Source organism: Kitasatospora sp. NPDC001175 (assembly GCF_053598215.1).
Genome location: NZ_JBSFJU010000001.1, coordinates 384,346 through 399,862 on the forward strand (window position 1 = coordinate 384,346; position 15,517 = coordinate 399,862).

General features: G+C 73.9%; 12 protein-coding genes. 1 reads left to right on the forward strand and 11 read right to left on the reverse strand.

Annotated elements, in window-relative coordinates; genetic code table 11:
* Positions 1–18 precede the first annotated feature (18 nt).
* The 9 genes from ACWDAK_RS01795 to ACWDAK_RS01835 form a co-directional block, all read right to left on the reverse strand.
* Complete coding sequence (locus tag ACWDAK_RS01795) at positions 19–564, reverse strand: hypothetical protein (RefSeq protein ID WP_344634935.1); 546 nt, start codon at positions 562–564, stop codon at positions 19–21.
* A 170-nt stretch (positions 565–734) separates the two neighbouring features.
* A complete protein-coding gene (gene ilvD / locus ACWDAK_RS01800) occupies positions 735–2,579 on the reverse strand; it encodes a dihydroxy-acid dehydratase (protein WP_427394650.1) in 1,845 nt (614 codons plus the stop codon).
* 144 nt (positions 2,580–2,723) lie between these two features.
* Positions 2,724–3,506, reverse strand: a complete 783-nt coding sequence (locus ACWDAK_RS01805) for a class I SAM-dependent methyltransferase (protein ID WP_344634937.1) — start codon at positions 3,504–3,506, stop codon at positions 2,724–2,726.
* On the reverse strand, positions 3,503–4,267 hold the full coding sequence (locus ACWDAK_RS01810; protein WP_344634938.1) for a class I SAM-dependent methyltransferase: 765 nt from the start codon (positions 4,265–4,267) through the stop codon (positions 3,503–3,505). The genes ACWDAK_RS01805 and ACWDAK_RS01810 overlap by 4 nt, the downstream gene beginning before the upstream one ends.
* Positions 4,268–4,298: 31 nt before the next feature.
* Positions 4,299–5,102, reverse strand: a complete 804-nt coding sequence (locus tag ACWDAK_RS01815; RefSeq protein ID WP_344635099.1) for a sugar phosphate isomerase/epimerase family protein — start codon at positions 5,100–5,102, stop codon at positions 4,299–4,301.
* 743 nt (positions 5,103–5,845) lie between these two features.
* The gene (locus ACWDAK_RS01820; RefSeq protein WP_344634939.1) at positions 5,846–6,802 is read right to left on the reverse strand and encodes a Ppx/GppA phosphatase family protein; all 957 of its coding nucleotides are present in this window, start codon (positions 6,800–6,802) and stop codon (positions 5,846–5,848) included.
* Positions 6,803–7,092: 290 nt separating this feature from the next.
* Positions 7,093–8,406, reverse strand: a complete 1,314-nt coding sequence (locus ACWDAK_RS01825; protein ID WP_427394649.1) for an SUKH-4 family immunity protein — start codon at positions 8,404–8,406, stop codon at positions 7,093–7,095.
* Positions 8,403–11,483, reverse strand: coding sequence for a toxin glutamine deamidase domain-containing protein (locus tag ACWDAK_RS01830; RefSeq protein ID WP_427394648.1), 3,081 nt, complete (start codon positions 11,481–11,483; stop codon positions 8,403–8,405). Before ACWDAK_RS01830 ends, ACWDAK_RS01825 begins: the two co-directional genes overlap by 4 nt.
* 146 nt (positions 11,484–11,629) lie before the next feature.
* Positions 11,630–11,989: a WXG100 family type VII secretion target gene (locus tag ACWDAK_RS01835; protein ID WP_344634942.1), complete on the reverse strand. Its 360-nt coding sequence runs from the start codon at positions 11,987–11,989 to the stop codon at positions 11,630–11,632.
* A gap of 187 nt (positions 11,990–12,176) precedes the next feature.
* Between ACWDAK_RS01835 and ACWDAK_RS01840 the strand changes: the two genes are divergently transcribed.
* Positions 12,177–13,103: a hypothetical protein gene (locus ACWDAK_RS01840; protein WP_427394647.1), complete on the forward strand. Its 927-nt coding sequence runs from the start codon at positions 12,177–12,179 to the stop codon at positions 13,101–13,103.
* A gap of 134 nt (positions 13,104–13,237) precedes the next feature.
* On the opposite strand, the gene ACWDAK_RS01845 is transcribed toward ACWDAK_RS01840, so the two are convergent.
* Complete coding sequence (locus tag ACWDAK_RS01845) at positions 13,238–14,401, reverse strand: NADH-quinone oxidoreductase subunit D (RefSeq protein WP_427394646.1); 1,164 nt, start codon at positions 14,399–14,401, stop codon at positions 13,238–13,240.
* Positions 14,402–14,411: 10 nt separating this feature from the next.
* On the reverse strand, positions 14,412–15,419 hold the full coding sequence (locus tag ACWDAK_RS01850; protein WP_427394645.1) for an SAM-dependent methyltransferase: 1,008 nt from the start codon (positions 15,417–15,419) through the stop codon (positions 14,412–14,414).
* Between the last annotated feature and the right edge of the window lie 98 nt (positions 15,420–15,517).

Below are 15,517 nucleotides of genomic sequence, written 5' to 3' on the forward strand. Positions count from 1 at the left end.
TTTCCCCCGCGGTGGTCTTCAGGACGCGGAGCGAGGGCTTCGCGACGGGCGGCCCGCGCCCTTGGTGTTCTCCCGCTTGCGCTTGACCGCACCGCGGCGCTCGTAGTGCATCCGCGCCTGGTCGTAGCCGGCCCGCTTGACGCCTTCGCCGGGCGCCTCGACCAGGCTGCGGACGAAGTACGCGACGAGCGCGCCCACCGCCCCGATCAGCCAGACCGCGCCGAGCGACCTGTCCTCGGCCATCCAGCCGGCGAGCGACTCCCGGCCCTCGGTCAGCAGCTTCCAGTTGCGTACGGCGGCGAGGCAGGAGCAGACGGCGATGGCCGCGATCAGCAGACCGTTGACGAACCCGCCGGAGTCGGACAGCCGGACGCCACCGACGGCGAAGCGCAGCACCAGCGCACCGGCGGCGGCGCAGAGCAGCGCACCGATCGGGACCACGACCCGGCGCGCCCAGTAGCCGGTGCCACGGTCGACCCAGCTGGTACCGAAGAAGCGGATGGGCTCCGGCTCGGGGGCCCGGGACTGGGGCGTGCTGGGGGAGGTGCGCTGCTGCTTGGTCACGAGTCCGATTGTGACTCCTCCCTCCGGGGAAGTGCGGCGGGCCTCTCCGGCCGGCATCCCCCACCGCCCCGGGAAGGCCGCCGGGCCCCCCGGAGCCGCGAGGCGGAACGGCGGAGGGGACCGCCCGTGCGCCGGAAGCGGTCCCCTCGCCCGGAACCTGCCCGAAGGCGTCAGCCGAGCTTGCTCACGTCCCGGACCGCGCCCTTGTCAGCCGAGGTGGCCATCGCCGCGTACGCCCGCAGTGCGGCGCTGACCTGCCGCTGGCGGGACTTGGGCCGGTAGCCGCCGTCGGCCTCCAGCCTGCGCCGCCGCTCCTGCAGTTCCTCGGCGGAGAGCTCCAGGTCGATCCTCCGGTTCGGGATGTCGATCGAGACGATGTCGCCGTCCTCGATCAGCGCGATGGCGCCGCCGGAGGCCGCCTCGGGCGAGATGTGGCCGATCGACAGGCCCGAGGTGCCGCCGGAGAACCGGCCGTCGGTGATCAGGGCGCAGGCCTTGCCGAGGCCGCGGCCCTTGAGGAAGGAGGTCGGGTAGAGCATCTCCTGCATGCCCGGGCCGCCCTTGGGGCCCTCGTAGCGGATGACGACGACGTCGCCCTCCTTCACCCGCTTGGCGAGGATCGCCTCGACCGCGTCGTCCTGGGACTCCACGACCACGGCCGGGCCCTTGAAGGTCCAGATGGACTCATCCACGCCCGCGGTCTTCACCACGCAGCCGGCCTCGGCGATGTTGCCGTACAGGACCGCCAGGCCGCCCTCGACGGAGTAGGCGTGCTCGATGTCCCGGATGCAGCCGCGCGCCGCGTCGGTGTCCAGCGTCTCCCAGCGCTCGGACTGCGAGAAGGCGGTGGCGGAGCGGACGCAGCCGGGGGCGGCGTGCCACAGCTCGACGGCCTCGGCGGAGGGCGAACCGCCGCGCACGTCCCAGGTCTTGAGCCACTCGGCGAGCGAGTAGGAGTGGACGGTGTGGACGTCCTCGTTGAGGAGCCCGCCGCGGTAGAGCTCGCCCAGGATGGCCGGGATGCCGCCGGCCCGGTGGACGTCCTCCATGTAGTAGCTGCCGTTGGGAGCGACCTTGGAGAGGCAGGGCACCTTGCGCGAGACTGCGTCGATGTCGCGCATGTCGAAGTCCAGCTCGGCCTCCTGGGCGGCGGCGAGCAGATGGAGGATGGTGTTGGTGGAGCCGCCCATGGCGATGTCCAGGGCCATGGCGTTCTCGAAGGCGGCCCGGGTGGCGATGTTGCGCGGCAGGACGGAGGCGTCGTCCCCACCGTAGTACCGCTGGGCCAGCTCGACCACGGTGCGGCCGGCCCGCTCGTACAGGGCCCTGCGGGCGGTGTGGGTGGCCAGCACCGAGCCGTTGCCGGGCAGCGAGAGGCCGATCGCCTCGGTGAGGCAGTTCATCGAGTTGGCGGTGAACATGCCCGAACAGGACCCGCAGGTCGGGCAGGCGTTCTCCTCGATGATCGCGATGTCCTCGTCGGAGACGTTCTCGTTCACCGCCTGCGAGATCGCGTCGACCAGGTCGAGCTTGCGGACCGTGCCGTCGACCAGGGTGGCCTTGCCGGCCTCCATCGGGCCGCCGGAGACGAAGACGGTCGGGATGTCGAGGCGCAGCGCGGCCATCAGCATGCCCGGGGTGATCTTGTCGCAGTTGGAGATGCAGATCAGCGCGTCCGCACAGTGCGCGTTGACCATGTACTCGACCGAGTCGGCGATCAGGTCGCGGGAGGGCAGCGAGTAGAGCATGCCGCTGTGGCCCATGGCGATGCCGTCGTCCACCGCGATGGTGTTGAACTCGCGCGGGATGCCGCCCGCCTCCTTGATCGCCTCGGAGACGATCCGGCCGACCGGCTGGAGGTGGGTGTGGCCCGGCACGAACTCGGTGAAGGAGTTGGCCACCGCGATGATCGGCTTGCCGAAGTCCTCACGGGCTACGCCGGCGGCCCGCAGAAGCGCCCGGGCGCCCGCCATGTTGCGACCGTTGGTGACCGTACGGGACCTCAGCTCGGGCATTCGCTCCACTCCTTCGGCGGCTGCGCGCGGCCCGCTGCTTCGGTTGAGAGGGTGCGGGGCCGCTTTAGTTACCGAGCGTACGCCGTCGGTCCGGGCGGACGCACGGCTCGTCCGGAATGCGGTCAGCTGGCGGGTGCCGTGCCGTCAGGCGGCCTTGACGCCCACCGCCAGTCGGACCGTGAAGGGCTCGGAGAGCAGCCCGGCCGGGAACTCGGCCAGCAGCGCGGCCCGTTCGGCAGCCAGCACGGCCTCCCGTTCCCGCTCGGACAGCACCGCGATGAAGGACTTGGAGCGCAGGTCGTCGAGCACCGTCTCCACCGGCACCTCGCGCTGCCAGGTGATCTCCGCACTGCCCGCCCGCAGGCCGTACTCGGCCAGCAGCTCGCCGACCTCCGCGATGTCGACCCGCTCGGCGCCCGTGGGCAGCACGCTCAGTGAGGAGACCCCGGCCAGCAGCCGCCCCAGCTGGGCGGCGATCCAGGGGGTCCGGTTGTCCCGGTCGTTGCGCCACACCGCCAGTGCGCCGCCGGGGCGCAGGACGCGGATCGCCTCCGGGACGGAGCGGTGCGGGTCGGTCCAGTGGAACGCCTGCGCATAGGTGACCAGGTCCACCGTCGAGTCGTGGAACGGCAGCTCGTCACCGCCCGCCTTCACCAACGGGACCTCGGGACTCACCTCGTGCAGCCGGGCCGCCATCCCCGCACTCGGCTCGACCGCGGTCACCCGCGCACCCCGACCCGCCAGCAACCGCGTCGCGATCCCCGTACCCGCACCCACGTCCAGCACCACCGCACCCCGCAACCCCCGCCCGGACAACCGCTCCACCTCGTCGAACAGCGCATCCGGATACGACGGCCGAGCCGCGTCGTAGTGCCCCGCGACCGCACCGAAGGAGGCGGCCCGCTGCTGCCAGTCCGGGGCCGTCATGCCGGGGTCGCCGCGACGACGAGCTCCAGGACGTAGGGCTCGGTGACCGTGCCGTCCGGGAACTCGGCCAGCAGCGCGGCCCGCTCGGCGGTCAGCACCGGCTCCCGCTGCTCGGCCGGCAGTACGGCGAAGTACGACTTGGAGCGCATGTCGGTGATCACCGTGTCGACGTCGATCCGGCGTTCCCAGCGCAGGCGGGCGGTGCCCAGGCGCAGGTCGTAGGCGTTCAGCGGTTCGGTGACCACGTTCACCGCGCCGGAGTAGCGGTAGGTGGGCAGGGCGGCCTTCAGCCGGTCCTCCTGGGCCGCGACCCAGGGGGCCGCGCGGTCCTTGAGGTTCCACCACAGGGCCAGTGCGCCGCCGGGGCGCAGGACGCGGATCGCCTCCGGGACGGAGCGGTGCGGGTCGGTCCAGTGGAACGCCTGCGCATAGGTGACCAGGTCCACCGTCGAGTCGTGGAACGGCAGCTCGTCACCGCCCGCCTTCACCAACGGGACCTCGGGACTCACCTCGTGCAGCCGGGCCGCCATCCCCGCACTCGGCTCGACCGCGGTCACCCGCGCACCCCGACCCGCCAGCAACCGCGTCGCGATCCCCGTACCCGCACCCACGTCCAGCACCACCGCACCCCGCAACCCCCGCCCGGACAACCGCTCCACCTCGTCGAACAGCGCATCCGGATACGACGGCCGAGCCACGTCGTAGTGCCCCGCGACCGCACCGAAGGACTCCGCGTGCTCGCGATGCTGAAGATCCGTCACGTCCCGCCCCCGGTCTCGCGTGTGCCTGCGGTCAGCGTACGCGCGCCGGGGTGGCCAGGTGCAGACGGGTGAACGCCAGCGCCTCGGCGAGGTCGGCCTCGCGTTCGGCGGGGGACGTGGCGCGGCGGGTGTTGACCTCCAGCACCACGTGGCCGCCGAAGCCGGTCCGGGCGAGGCGCTCCAGCAGCTCGGCGCAGGGCTGCTTGCCGCGGCCCGGGATCAGGTGCTCGTCCTTGCCCGACCCGGAACCGTCGGCCAGGTGGACGTGGGCCAGCCGGTCACCCATCCGGTCGACCAACGCGAAGGTGTCGATCCGCGAGGTGGCGGCGTGCGAGAGGTCGATGGTGAAGTGCCGGTACTCCTCGTCGGTGACGTCCCAGCCGGGCGAGTAGGCCAGCACCTCACGGTCCCGGTAGCGCCACGGGTACATGTTCTCCACCGCGAACCGGACGTCGGTCTCGCCCGCCATCCGGCCGATGCCCTCGACGAACTCCCGGGCGTACTGGCGCTGCCAGCGGAACGGCGGGTGCACCACCACGGTGTCCGCGCCCAGCTTCTCGGCGGCGGCGCGGGCCCGGACCAGCTTGGTCCACGGGTCGGTCGTCCACACCCGCTGGGTGATCAGCAGGCAGGGGGCGTGCACCGCCAGGATCGGCATCCGGTGCTGGTCGGAGAGCCTGCGCAGGGCCTCGATGTCCTGGCTGACCGGGTCGTTCCAGACCATCACCTCGATGCCGTCGTAGCCGAGCTTGGCGGCCAGCTCGAAGGCGGTGGCGGTGGTCGCGGGGTAGACCGAGGCGGTGGAGAGCACCACCTTGGTGTCCGGGACGTGCAGCTCGGGGTGCGGCGGGAGCACCAGGCGGTCGGTGGTGCGCAGCAGGGGGGCGGGCTCGGGCGCCTTGCGGCGGGAGGGCTTCACGGCCTTGGCCCGTTTGGCGGTCTTGGCGGGCGCGCCGGTCTTGGCGGCCGCGCCGGTCTTGGCGCCTGCGGGGGGCTTGGCAGCTGTGCCGGGCTTGGCGGCCGTACCGCGTTTGGCGGCTGTGGCAGGCTCGGCGGCCTTGCCGGGCTCGATGGTCGTGGCCTTCCGCTGCCGGGTGGACTTGGCGGCCTTCGCGGCGGTCGCCGACTTCACCGCCTTGACCGCCTTGACCGCCTGGGCGACCTTGGCAACTTTGGCGGCCTTCGCAGCCTTGGCGGCCTTCGCACTCCTCGACTCCGGGCTCCCGGCTGCCTCCGCGGGCCGGTCCGCCCGGGAGTCGCTGTCCGGTTCGCCCTGCCCGGGCGCCGGTGTCCGCTTGGGCGCGGCGCTCGCCCTGGCCCGGCGCGGCCTGCCCGGCCGCGGCTGCCCGGCGTCCTCACCAGCAGCGCGGCCCGCCTGCGTACCGTCCTCGTCCGCTGGTTCCGCCACGGGAGACAGCGTAAGCGGCCCGGCAACCGAATGGGGCCCGGTCCCGCCCGGGTGTGGGCGTGCTCACCTCGTACCGCTCCGCCCGAAGGCGGCACGAGGCAGGGCGGCGGCGGGAAGCTCCGCCGGGCTGCCGGGCACGTCCCGCTCCGCTCCGCCTTGCGCCGAAGGGTTCACTGCGTGAGGGCGGGGCGGCGGTCGACCGGGCTGTCCATCGCGTCCAGGCGGCGCAGGATGATGCCCTCGCGCAGGGCCCAGGGGCAGATGTCGAGCCCGTCCAGGCCGAAGAGGTCCATGGCCGCGTCGGCGACCAGCGCACCGGCCAGCAGCTGCCGCGCCCGCCCCTCCGAGACGCCGGGGATCCGGGCGCGCTCGGCGACGGTCATCCCGGCCAGCCGGGGCACCCAGGCGGACAGACCGGATCTGGTGAGCCTTCGCTGCACCAGCGGCCCGTTGTCGGCGGGGGCGGCACCGGTCATCCGAGCCAGCTGCTTGAAGGTCTTGGAGGTGGCGACCGCGTGGTCCGGGGTGCCCAGCCGGGCGAACTCGCCGACCGCCTGGGCGATCTCGGCCCGGATCTGGCGCCGCAGCTCCCGTACGTCGTCCGGGTCGGCGATGTCCCCGGGGAGCTGGGCGGTCAGCCGACCGGCGCCGAGCGGGAGGGAGCAGGCGACGTCGGGCTGCTCGTCCAGGCCGCAGGCGATCTCCAGCGAACCGCCGCCGATGTCGAAGTTGAGCAGGCGCCCCGAGGACCAGCCGAACCAGCGGCGAACCGCGAGGAAGGTGAGCCGGGCCTCGTCCTGGCCGGACAGGACCCGCAGTTCCACCCCGGTCTCCTCGGCGACCCGGCGCAGCACGTCCTCGCCGTTGGCGGCCTCCCGGACGGCGGAGGTGGCGAAGGGCAGCATGTCCACCACGCCCTTGTCCTCGGCCACCCTTATCGAGGAGGCCACCATGCCGACCAGCTTGTCCACGCCGGCCTTGGTGATCGCACCCTCCGTGTCGAGCAGTTCGGCGAGGCGGAGCTCGGCCTTGTGGGAGTACGCGGGTAGCGGGGCAGCACCGGGGTGGGCGTCCACCACGAGGAAGTGGACGGTGTTGGAACCTACGTCGAGCACACCGAGTCGCATAGCCCTCAACGCTACGCGATACCCGCCCGCGGCCTGGCACGCATGCCCAGCCGACGACCGGGAGCAGGGCCTGACCGACAGTCAGGACGATGCCCGGCAGGAGCGGCGTGATCGACGGACCCCGGGTCGATCCTCCGCAACTGCGAATCCTGCAAGGCTAGTTCAGCGCTCGGGAGAGGCACTTTCCTCAAAGCCCGACCGGAGCGGAGAACGTCACCGTGCTCGGCGGCGGTCGCACCACGGCGGTCGGGCTCTGACCGCCGCCCGGCGACCGCCGACCGCCGTCACCGTCACAGGACTCCGTGCCAGAGCTGTTCCACCACAACCGACCACCAGTTCTCCGGGTCGGTGAACACCGTGCGGTCCATGGCGGCCAGGCCCCACTGGAGTTCGGCGACCACCGGGCCCGCCGCGTAGGGCGGGAGGCCGCTCAGCCGGGGCAGGAAGTCGGCGAGGAGGGCGAGGGAGCGGATGAAGGCGGTGAGGTCGGTGTTGCAGTGGCGCGCGCTCGCACTGTCGGGGTCGATCGCGCGGACCCGGCCCTGGGCGGAGTCCACGGTCATCAGCGCCCAGCCGTCGGTGCCGACGACGCGCTGCCCGAGCAGGTTCCGCCGGGCGGCCTCGGTGGCCCGCAGGCCGCGTCCGAGCTCGGCCAGGTGGTCGGCCGCATCGGGCAGCGCCGTCTGGGTCCGGGTGCCGTCCAGGACGCCGTCGGCCACCGGGCGGAGCAGGGTGAAGAAGCCCTCGACCGCCACCGGCAGGCCGATGTCGATCAGCGGCACGGCCGTCGAGTCCGGCAGATCGGCCGCCAGCACCTCCTCGGCCTCGAAGCGCTGGACCCCCTCGGCTCCGAACCGCTCCACGAGCCTGGCGGCGAGCGCCTGCGCGCTCTCCGGGAGCGCGGGCGGCACGGCGGCCGGGAAGGGCATCCGGTTGGGCCTGGGCGCGGCCGGCCGCCCGTCGGGCCCGTCGGCCGGGATCCGGGCGGCCGACTCCCGTACCGCCTCCGCCCGGTGGTCGAAGTGCGGCCCGTAGCGCAGCTCGTGGCTGAACCGCGCGGACGGCAGCTCCTCGGCGAGCGCCTGCGCGACGTACCCGCCGGGCAGCATGGCGAGGCTCAGATCGGTGTGGACCGACACCACGTCCTCCGCGCGGACGCCCTGTTGCTCAAGCTGCCGCCAGGCGCGCAGCGCGGGGTGTGGACGGCCCGCGACCGAGTGCATGACCAGGGTCTGCGACTCGCCGTGCTCGTCGCGCCAGGTCACCTCGGCGCGCACCCCGGGGCCGGTGACGGGCGGCAGCGCGGGCTCGTACTGGCCGGCGCCCAGCTTGTCGCGGTAGAGCCGGATCACCTCGGTGACCGGGACGGACGGCCAGACGCTCAGCTCGCCCGTCGCGCGGTCCACCACCGCGCAGGCCGCGCCGATCTCCTCGGGTGCCCGGCGCGCACCGGTCAGCGGATCCACCTGCACGGGGGCGGGCGCGGGCCAGAGCACCCAGCCGAGGTCGAACTCGAAGGACTGGACCGGGCGGGCCGCCTCCTGCGGCAGATCGCCGTTGATCCAGCGGTGGGCGGCGTCGATCGCCTGTTCGCGGGTGGTCATCGCTTGGCGCTCCTCGCGCTGGTGCCTGCGGGGGCTCGGTGGATGGTCAGCCGCGAGCGCGGCGGCGCGGGCTGCTCCGGGACGGCGGGCTCCTGCTCGGCCTGCGGGGCGGGCACGGGATCCGGTGCGGCCTCGGGTTCCGGCTTCGGTTCCGGGGCCGCGAGCTGGATGTCCGACAGGTCGAGCGGGCGGCAGTCGCCGTCCACCGCGATCGCCCACAGGCCGTGCTCCGCGCCGTAGAGCGGGGCGGCCGACCGGCGGCCGGTCTGGTGGTCCAGGTAGCTGAGCGTGCCCTCGCACACGGCGGCGTTCCAGGTGTGCGACCGGCCGAACTCGTCCATGGTGAGCAGCACCGCCTGCGCGCCGTGCCCGGTGCGAAGCAGCACCTCGGCCAGCCGCCGGTGCGCCTGCTCGCCGTCGCCCAGGTCGCGGAACTGGGTGCCGAGTTCGCGTTCGGCCCGGTCACGGCCGCCGCGCTCCCCGGCCGGGCCGTCCGGCAGCCGCGGGGCGCCGCAGGTGGGGTGCCCGGCGTAGCTGTCCAGGCCGGAGAGTGAGAGCTCGACGCAGTTGTTGGCCCGGCCCTGCTCGCGGTAGCCGCCGCCGTTGAGCACCTCGGTCCAGGTCCCGCGACGCGGGTCGGAATGCGGTACGGCGAAGCCCTCCGGCGTTACGGGGAACCGGAGTTCGGCCTCGGCCTGGTGCGCGGGGTCGACCGGGCCGAGACCGCCGGGGACGCCGTACGGGCGGCTGTCGGCGATGGTGCGCACCTGCTCGAGCTCGCCCTGCGGCGGCACACCCTGGCGGCGTCCGGCCCGGACCAGCAGGAAGGCGGCGCCGAGCTCGCCGGCGGGTACGGCGCTCCAGGCGGACGTCCCGTGTGCGTCGGTGGGCAGCAGCTGGTCGGGACGGACGCGGAAGTCGGCGACCGGGCCGAGGGACGACCGCAGTGGCGCGGGTACGCCCGGGTTCGCGCCGAGGCCCGCGGCCGGCAGGGGGGTGCCGACGGGCATCCGGGGCACCGCCGCGCCGGATCGGCCGTCCTGCGGAGTGATGCCCACGCCGACGCCGATCGCACCGCCGACCGGCTGGCCGGCCGCACCCGGCGCGCCCGCGCCGATCGGACCGCCCACCGGACCTCCGGGCGCGCCGGGGATGCCGGGGGTGCCGGGGGTGCCGGACACCCCGGGGGTACCGCCGACCGGGCCGGTGACGACCGGGCCACCGCCGATCGACCCGCCGACCGGGCCGCCCACCGGGCCGCTGGCCGCCGGACCGCCGCCCACCGGACCGGTGACCACCGGTACGCCGGTCGAGCCGCCGACCGGAGCTCCGCCGACCGGCCCGTAGCCGCCGGTGGCCGGTATCGACGGCACGGATCCGCCCGACGGGTCGGGACGCCAGCCGCCGCCGGAGGAGCCGCTGCCCGCCGACGGCACGTCGCCGCCACCGGAGCCGTAGCCCGAGCCGTAGCCGGACCCGGATCCCGAGCCCGGGCCGGACCCGCCCGAGGAGCCGTAGTCCGAGCCCGTCTGCGGCGGCTCGACGAAAACGGAGTCGGTCTGCAGCGAAACCGGCCCGGTCCGCAGCGAAGTGTGGTGCGTGACCGGCGGGTTGCCGTAGTCGGAGTAGTCCGCGGAGTCGTAGCCGCCCTGGCCGCCGCCGTCCTCGAACGGGTCCTGCCGGTGCCGGTACCCGCCGCCGCCCGTACCGGAGTGCCCCGACGAGCCCGCGTAGGAGGAACCGCCCCCGTAGCCGTCGGAGCCGTCGCCCGCTCCCGAGCCGTAGCCGTCCCCGTCGCCGAGCCCGACCTGAACTCCTGTACCGGCCGGTGCGGTTCGCAGTCCGATGCCGGCCGCCGTCGACCGCTCGCTCACGTCGGCGTCGGCGCCGGCGCCGGCGCCGGCCGAGAGATCGGTCGGCAGCCCCGCCGTCTGCACGCCGGCCCGCAGCCCGAGCTTCTGGTCCGGCCCCGGCAACTGCTGCCCGTCCGGGCCGAGCACCACCGGACGGCCGTCCGTGCCGACCAGCGGCGCGCCGTTCTCGTCGAGCGCCACCGACAGCTTGCTGTCACCGAGCCGGCCGTCGACGCCGACCGTGACAGGGTTGCCCCGGGCATCGGTGAGCGGCTTGCCGTCCACCCCGACGGCCACGCCGACCAGCGGCTTGCCGTCCGTACCGAGGACCTCGACCTTGCCGTCGGCGTCGACCACCGGCTTGCCGTCCGGGCCGACCGGGACGGTGACGCCGTCGACCCCGGCCACCAGCTTGCCGTTCTGGTCGCGGAGCAGCGGGTGTCCCTCGTCGTCCGTGATCAGCCGGCCGTGCGAGTCCACGGCGGCGCTCAGCGCACGGACGCCGCCGACCGCCGCCGACCCGGCGGCCGCGCCCGCCAACGGGCCGGTCGACTGCCCGCCGATCCCGGCCCTGGCGCTCAGCGCGATCGCATCGTCCGAGCCGCCGCGCGCCTTGCCGTTCGCGCCGGCCAGGCGCTCCAGCGCGATCACCGCGGGCTCCTGCAGCGCGGTCTGCAGGCCGTGCTTCATGGCGCGGCCCAGTTCCTCCAGCAACTCGCCGATCTTGATCTTGGCGGCCACGAGGTCGACCGCCTCGCCGGCCTCGGCGACGACGGTGTCGACCGCCTTGGTGACGGCGCCGGCCAGTCCGCCGCCGTGCTCCGCCTTCGCCTTGGCCTCGGCGGCCTCGGCCGCCTTGAGCTTCTCGGCCAGTTCGGTGAGTTCGGCGACCATCGCCGACTTGCAGGTGTCGGTGGCCTCGGCGGCGCCGTCGAAGGCCTTGGCGACCAGTTCGGCGGCGCCGGTCGCATCGTCCAGATAACCGCGGCCGCCGCCCGAGAAGTCGGTCCAGTGCCGGCCGAAGGCCTCCATCGCGGGCCCCGAGTTCTCCTCGGTGACCCGCTGCGCGGACTCCCGGCCCCGGCGGCTCAGCTGCTCGGCCTCGGTGCCGAACTCCCGCCACAGCGAGGCGGCGCGGCGCAGGCCGTCCTCGTCGGCCTCGGGCCAGTGGTGGCCGACCTTGGCCAGGACCGGAACCAGTTCCTCGGGCAACTTCCGGGACACGCGGTCCCCCCTTCGCGCTCTACGGATTGAACGCCGTCGCGGTTCCGACGCCGCGGGCGGTCCGCCCGCCCGGGACGGGGCCGCGCCCGGCGGCCGGTACGGCATGAAGCTCGGTCCGCCCACCGGCGGATGCCCCCCTCGGGGACTCAGACCACCTGCCGCCCCGCAGCGGTTCCGCCGGGGTGCTGCCGGTTGAAGTCGGCCGCGATGTCCTGCTCGGTCTGGCTCGCCTGGTCCGCCATGGTGTGCAGTCCGGCGCCGATCCCGGCCAGCCGGTCGGCCAGGCCGTTCAGACCGGCCAGCACTCCGTGCTGCGCCTCGTCGTACTCCTGGCCGAAGCCCGAGCCCGGGTCGTCCTTGCCCCAAGGACTGCCGAGCCCTGCCATGCCCTGCTCCAGCGCCAGCGCGGCCCGGGCGAAATCGTTGGAGAGCTGCTCGAACTCCCGCCCCTCGCCGTGCACTTCCCACGGTTTGATCCGGAACTGGTCCGATCCACCCGCTGCCATCGCCGTTCCCCCGTCCTGCCAGGTCCACCGAAACCGTCGCGCCGACCGCCCCGTACATGCCCAGCGGCGCCGCCATCCTAGGGCCCGGATCGGAACCCTCCGCAGCGCCTCTGGACGTTTCTCACCTCAACTTCACACCCCCGCACGGGCCACGCCCCTTGCCGGGCGGAGGCCATACCCTTGCTGAGTGGCAGCAGAAACTCCCAAGAGCACCAAGAAGACCAAGCACCCCGCCGGCGGCGGCGAGGCCAAGACCAAGGACGCCAAGCTCGCCAGGTCCGCGACGCCGGTCGACCTCCCGATGCCGACCGTGGGCCCGGCGCCCGAGGTCGGGCTCGACTTCCCGCGCGCCTGGGTCGAGTTCGCCGACCCGGCCGACGACGAGCAGGTCTTCCGCTGCGACCTGACCTGGCTGACCTCCCGCTGGACCTGCATCTTCGGCAAGGGCTGCCAGGGCATCCGCGAGGGCCGGGGCGAGTCCGACGGCTGCTGCACGCTCGGCGCCCACTACTCGGACGAGGACGACGAGAAGCGGATCGCCGAACACGCGGCCCGGCTCACGCCCGAGACCTGGCAGCTGTACGAGCACGGCACCGACGCCAAGGGCCGGATCAAGCTCGACGGCGGCATCACCATGCTCGACGAGGACGGCGACCGCCAGACCCGCCGGGTGGACGGCGCCTGCATCTTCCTCAACCGCCCGGGCTTCCCCGGCGGCCACGGCTGCGCCCTGCACACCCTCGCCCTGCAGGAGGGCAAGGAGCCGCTGGAGACCAAGCCGGACGTCTGCTGGCAGCTGCCCGTCCGCCGCACCTACGACTGGATCGACCGCCCGGACGACACCCGCTACCTCCAGGTCACCATCGGCGAGTACGACCGCCGTGGCTGGGGCCCGGGCGGCCACGACCTGCACTGGTGGTGCACCAGCAGCCCCGACGCCCACACCGGCGCCGACCCGGTCTACATCAGCTACCGCCCCGAGCTCACCGAGCTGATGGGCCCGGCCGGCTACGCGGTCCTCGCCGACCTCTGCGAACAGCGCATCGCCGCCAAGGGCCACCGGAAGTTCGCGCCCCACCCGGCGGACCCGCGGCCCAAGGGCAAGCGGGGGTAGCTCCTCAAGGGACTTCCGCCTGCGTCGGACCGCGAAAGCCGGCGTCCCGGGGTGGATTCCGGCTGCCCACGGCACGGCCCCGGCCGCCCGCCCGGTACGGGCTGGCGGCCGGGGCCGTGAGCGGATTCGAGCCGCTACTTGTCGATGTCGCCGACCACGAAGAACATCGAGCCCAGGATCGCCACCATGTCCGCCACCAGCGTCCCCGGCAGCAGCTCGGTGAGCGCCTGGATGTTGTTGTAGGAGGCCGACCGCAGCTTGAGCCGCCAGGGCGTCTTCTCGCCGCGCGACACCAGGTAGTACCCGTTGATCCCGAGCGGGTTCTCGGTCCACGCGTACGTGGTCCCCTCCGGCGCCTTGAGCACCTTGGGCAGTCGCAGGTTGACCGGCCCCGGGGCGAACTGCGCGAGCCGGTCGAGGCAGGCCTCGGCGAGCTCCAGCGAGTTGGCGGTCTGCTCCAGCAGGCACTCGAAGCGCGCCAGGCAGTCGCCCTCCTCCCGGGTGACCACGGTGAGCACGTCCTGCAGCTCGCCGTACGCGAGGTAGGGCTCGTCCCGCCGCAGGTCGAAGTCGACCCCGCTGGCCCGCGCGATCGGTCCGCTGACCCCGTACGCGTGGACGTGCTCGCGCGAGAGCGCGCCGACCCCGGCGGTACGGCCGCGGAAGATCTCGTTGCCGAGCACCAGGTCCTCGAAGACCGTCAGCTGCGAGCGGACCGTCGCGACCGCCGCGCGCACCCGCCCCAGCCACCCGGCCGGCAGGTCCTCCTTCAGGCCGCCGACCCGGTTGAACATGTAGTGCATCCGGCCGCCGCTGGCCTCCTCCAGCACGTGCTGGAGCTCCTCGCGGCCGTGGAAGGCGTGGAAGATCGGGGTGATGCCGCCGAGTTCCAGCGGGTACGAGCCGAGGAACATCAGGTGGTTGAGGACCCGGTTGAGCTCGGCGAGCAGGGTGCGGATCCACACCGCCCGCTCTGGGACCTCCATGCCGAGCATCCGCTCGACGGCGAGCACCACACCCAGCTCGTTGGAGAAGGCGGAGAGCCAGTCGTGCCGGTTGGCCAGCATGACGATCTGCCGGTAGTCCCGGGCCTCGAAGAGCTTCTCCGCGCCCCGGTGCATGTAGCCGATGATCGGCTCGGCGGAGACGATCCGCTCACCGTCCAGCACCAGCTTCAGGCGCAGCACACCGTGGGTGGACGGGTGCTGCGGGCCGATGTTGAGCACCATGTCGCTGGTGCCCAGCTCGCCCGTGAGCTCTTGCGCGCCTGCGCCGATGCCGACCGTGGTCTCCCTCATGGCACAGAGGCTACCTAGTCCGCCAGGTACCCAGGCCCGCCAGGCCCGACGGTTCCGGCATCCGGACGGCCTGGACCAGCCAGCCGAAGCCGCCCAGGCCGGCGGGGTCGGTGAGTTCGGCGGCCTCCCCCGCGCGGCCCAGGGCGCGCAGGTACTCCGCCGGGTCGCTCGCGGCGAGCGAGAGCGGCGGGCGGGTGCCGCTGACACCGAGGGCCCGCAAGGCGTCCCGCTGCGTCGTCCACAGGCTGTGGAGACCGGGCACCGCAGCCGAGTCCAGGGCCACGTGCGCGGTGATGTCACAGGAGCCGTCGGGCACCGGCGGCACCTCGCGGCCCGCCCGGAAGCCGGTCAGCGTACCGAACGGCGGCCGCCCGGCCCGGACGTGCGCGTAGTCCACGGCGACCGCGAGCCCGCTCGACAGCGCGCCGACCGCCGCTGCCCAGGCCGCGTCCCGGCCGGTGCCCAGCTCCACCCGCTCGCCGGGCTCCCCGGCCGGCCACCAGTCGGCCGCCCAACGGGCGTCGGCCTCGTCCAGCTCCCCGCCCAGGCGCTCCTCGCCGTCCGGCGCGACCTCGACGTAGCGCAGCACCCCGTGCTCGTCCACCTCGGCGACGTCCAGCGGCACGTTGTCCAGCCACTCGTTGGCGAACAGCAGGCCGCTGACGCCCTGCGGCACCCGGTCCGTCCACACCACCGACCCGGGCAGCCCGGCGGGCCGGTCGGCGAGCTCCACCGCGTACGGACGCAGCCGTCCGGCCAGCGCCGGTTCGACGGCCGCGAGCACTCCGGTGAGCAGTTCGCCGCGCCCGGCCCCGACGTCGATCAGGGCCAGCTCCGCCGGACGGCGGAGGGCCTCGTCCACCTCCTGGAGAAGGCGGGCGACCGCCCCGGCATACCGAGGCGATGCGTGCACGGAGGTCCTGAAGTGCCCGGCCGGGCCCTCCGGCCTGCGGTAGAAGCCGCCGCTCTCGCCGTAGAGGGCCCGGTCCATGGCGGGCCGCCACCGCATCCAACTCATGTGGGGGACGTTACCGCCGGTAGGGGGCATCTCCACCCTGCGGAGTAGACAGGATCGCTCCTACGGCTGACCTGAGCAGGTGGACCCGCTGCCTAGGC

Bases quoted from the DNA above. Each gene is read 5' to 3' on its own strand.
- ACWDAK_RS01835 (WP_344634942.1), bottom strand. From the start codon at position 11,989: ATGGCAGCGGGTGGATCGGACCAGTTCCGGATCAAACCGTGGGAAGTG.
- ACWDAK_RS01850 (WP_427394645.1), bottom strand. From the start codon at position 15,419: ATGAGTTGGATGCGGTGGCGGCCCGCCATGGACCGGGCCCTCTACGGC.
- ACWDAK_RS01820 (WP_344634939.1), bottom strand. From the start codon at position 6,802: ATGCGACTCGGTGTGCTCGACGTAGGTTCCAACACCGTCCACTTCCTC.
- ACWDAK_RS01845 (WP_427394646.1), bottom strand. From the start codon at position 14,401: ATGAGGGAGACCACGGTCGGCATCGGCGCAGGCGCGCAAGAGCTCACG.
- ACWDAK_RS01825 (WP_427394649.1), bottom strand. From the start codon at position 8,406: ATGACCACCCGCGAACAGGCGATCGACGCCGCCCACCGCTGGATCAAC.
- ACWDAK_RS01805 (WP_344634937.1), bottom strand. From the start codon at position 3,506: ATGACGGCCCCGGACTGGCAGCAGCGGGCCGCCTCCTTCGGTGCGGTC.
- ilvD (WP_427394650.1), bottom strand. From the start codon at position 2,579: ATGCCCGAGCTGAGGTCCCGTACGGTCACCAACGGTCGCAACATGGCG.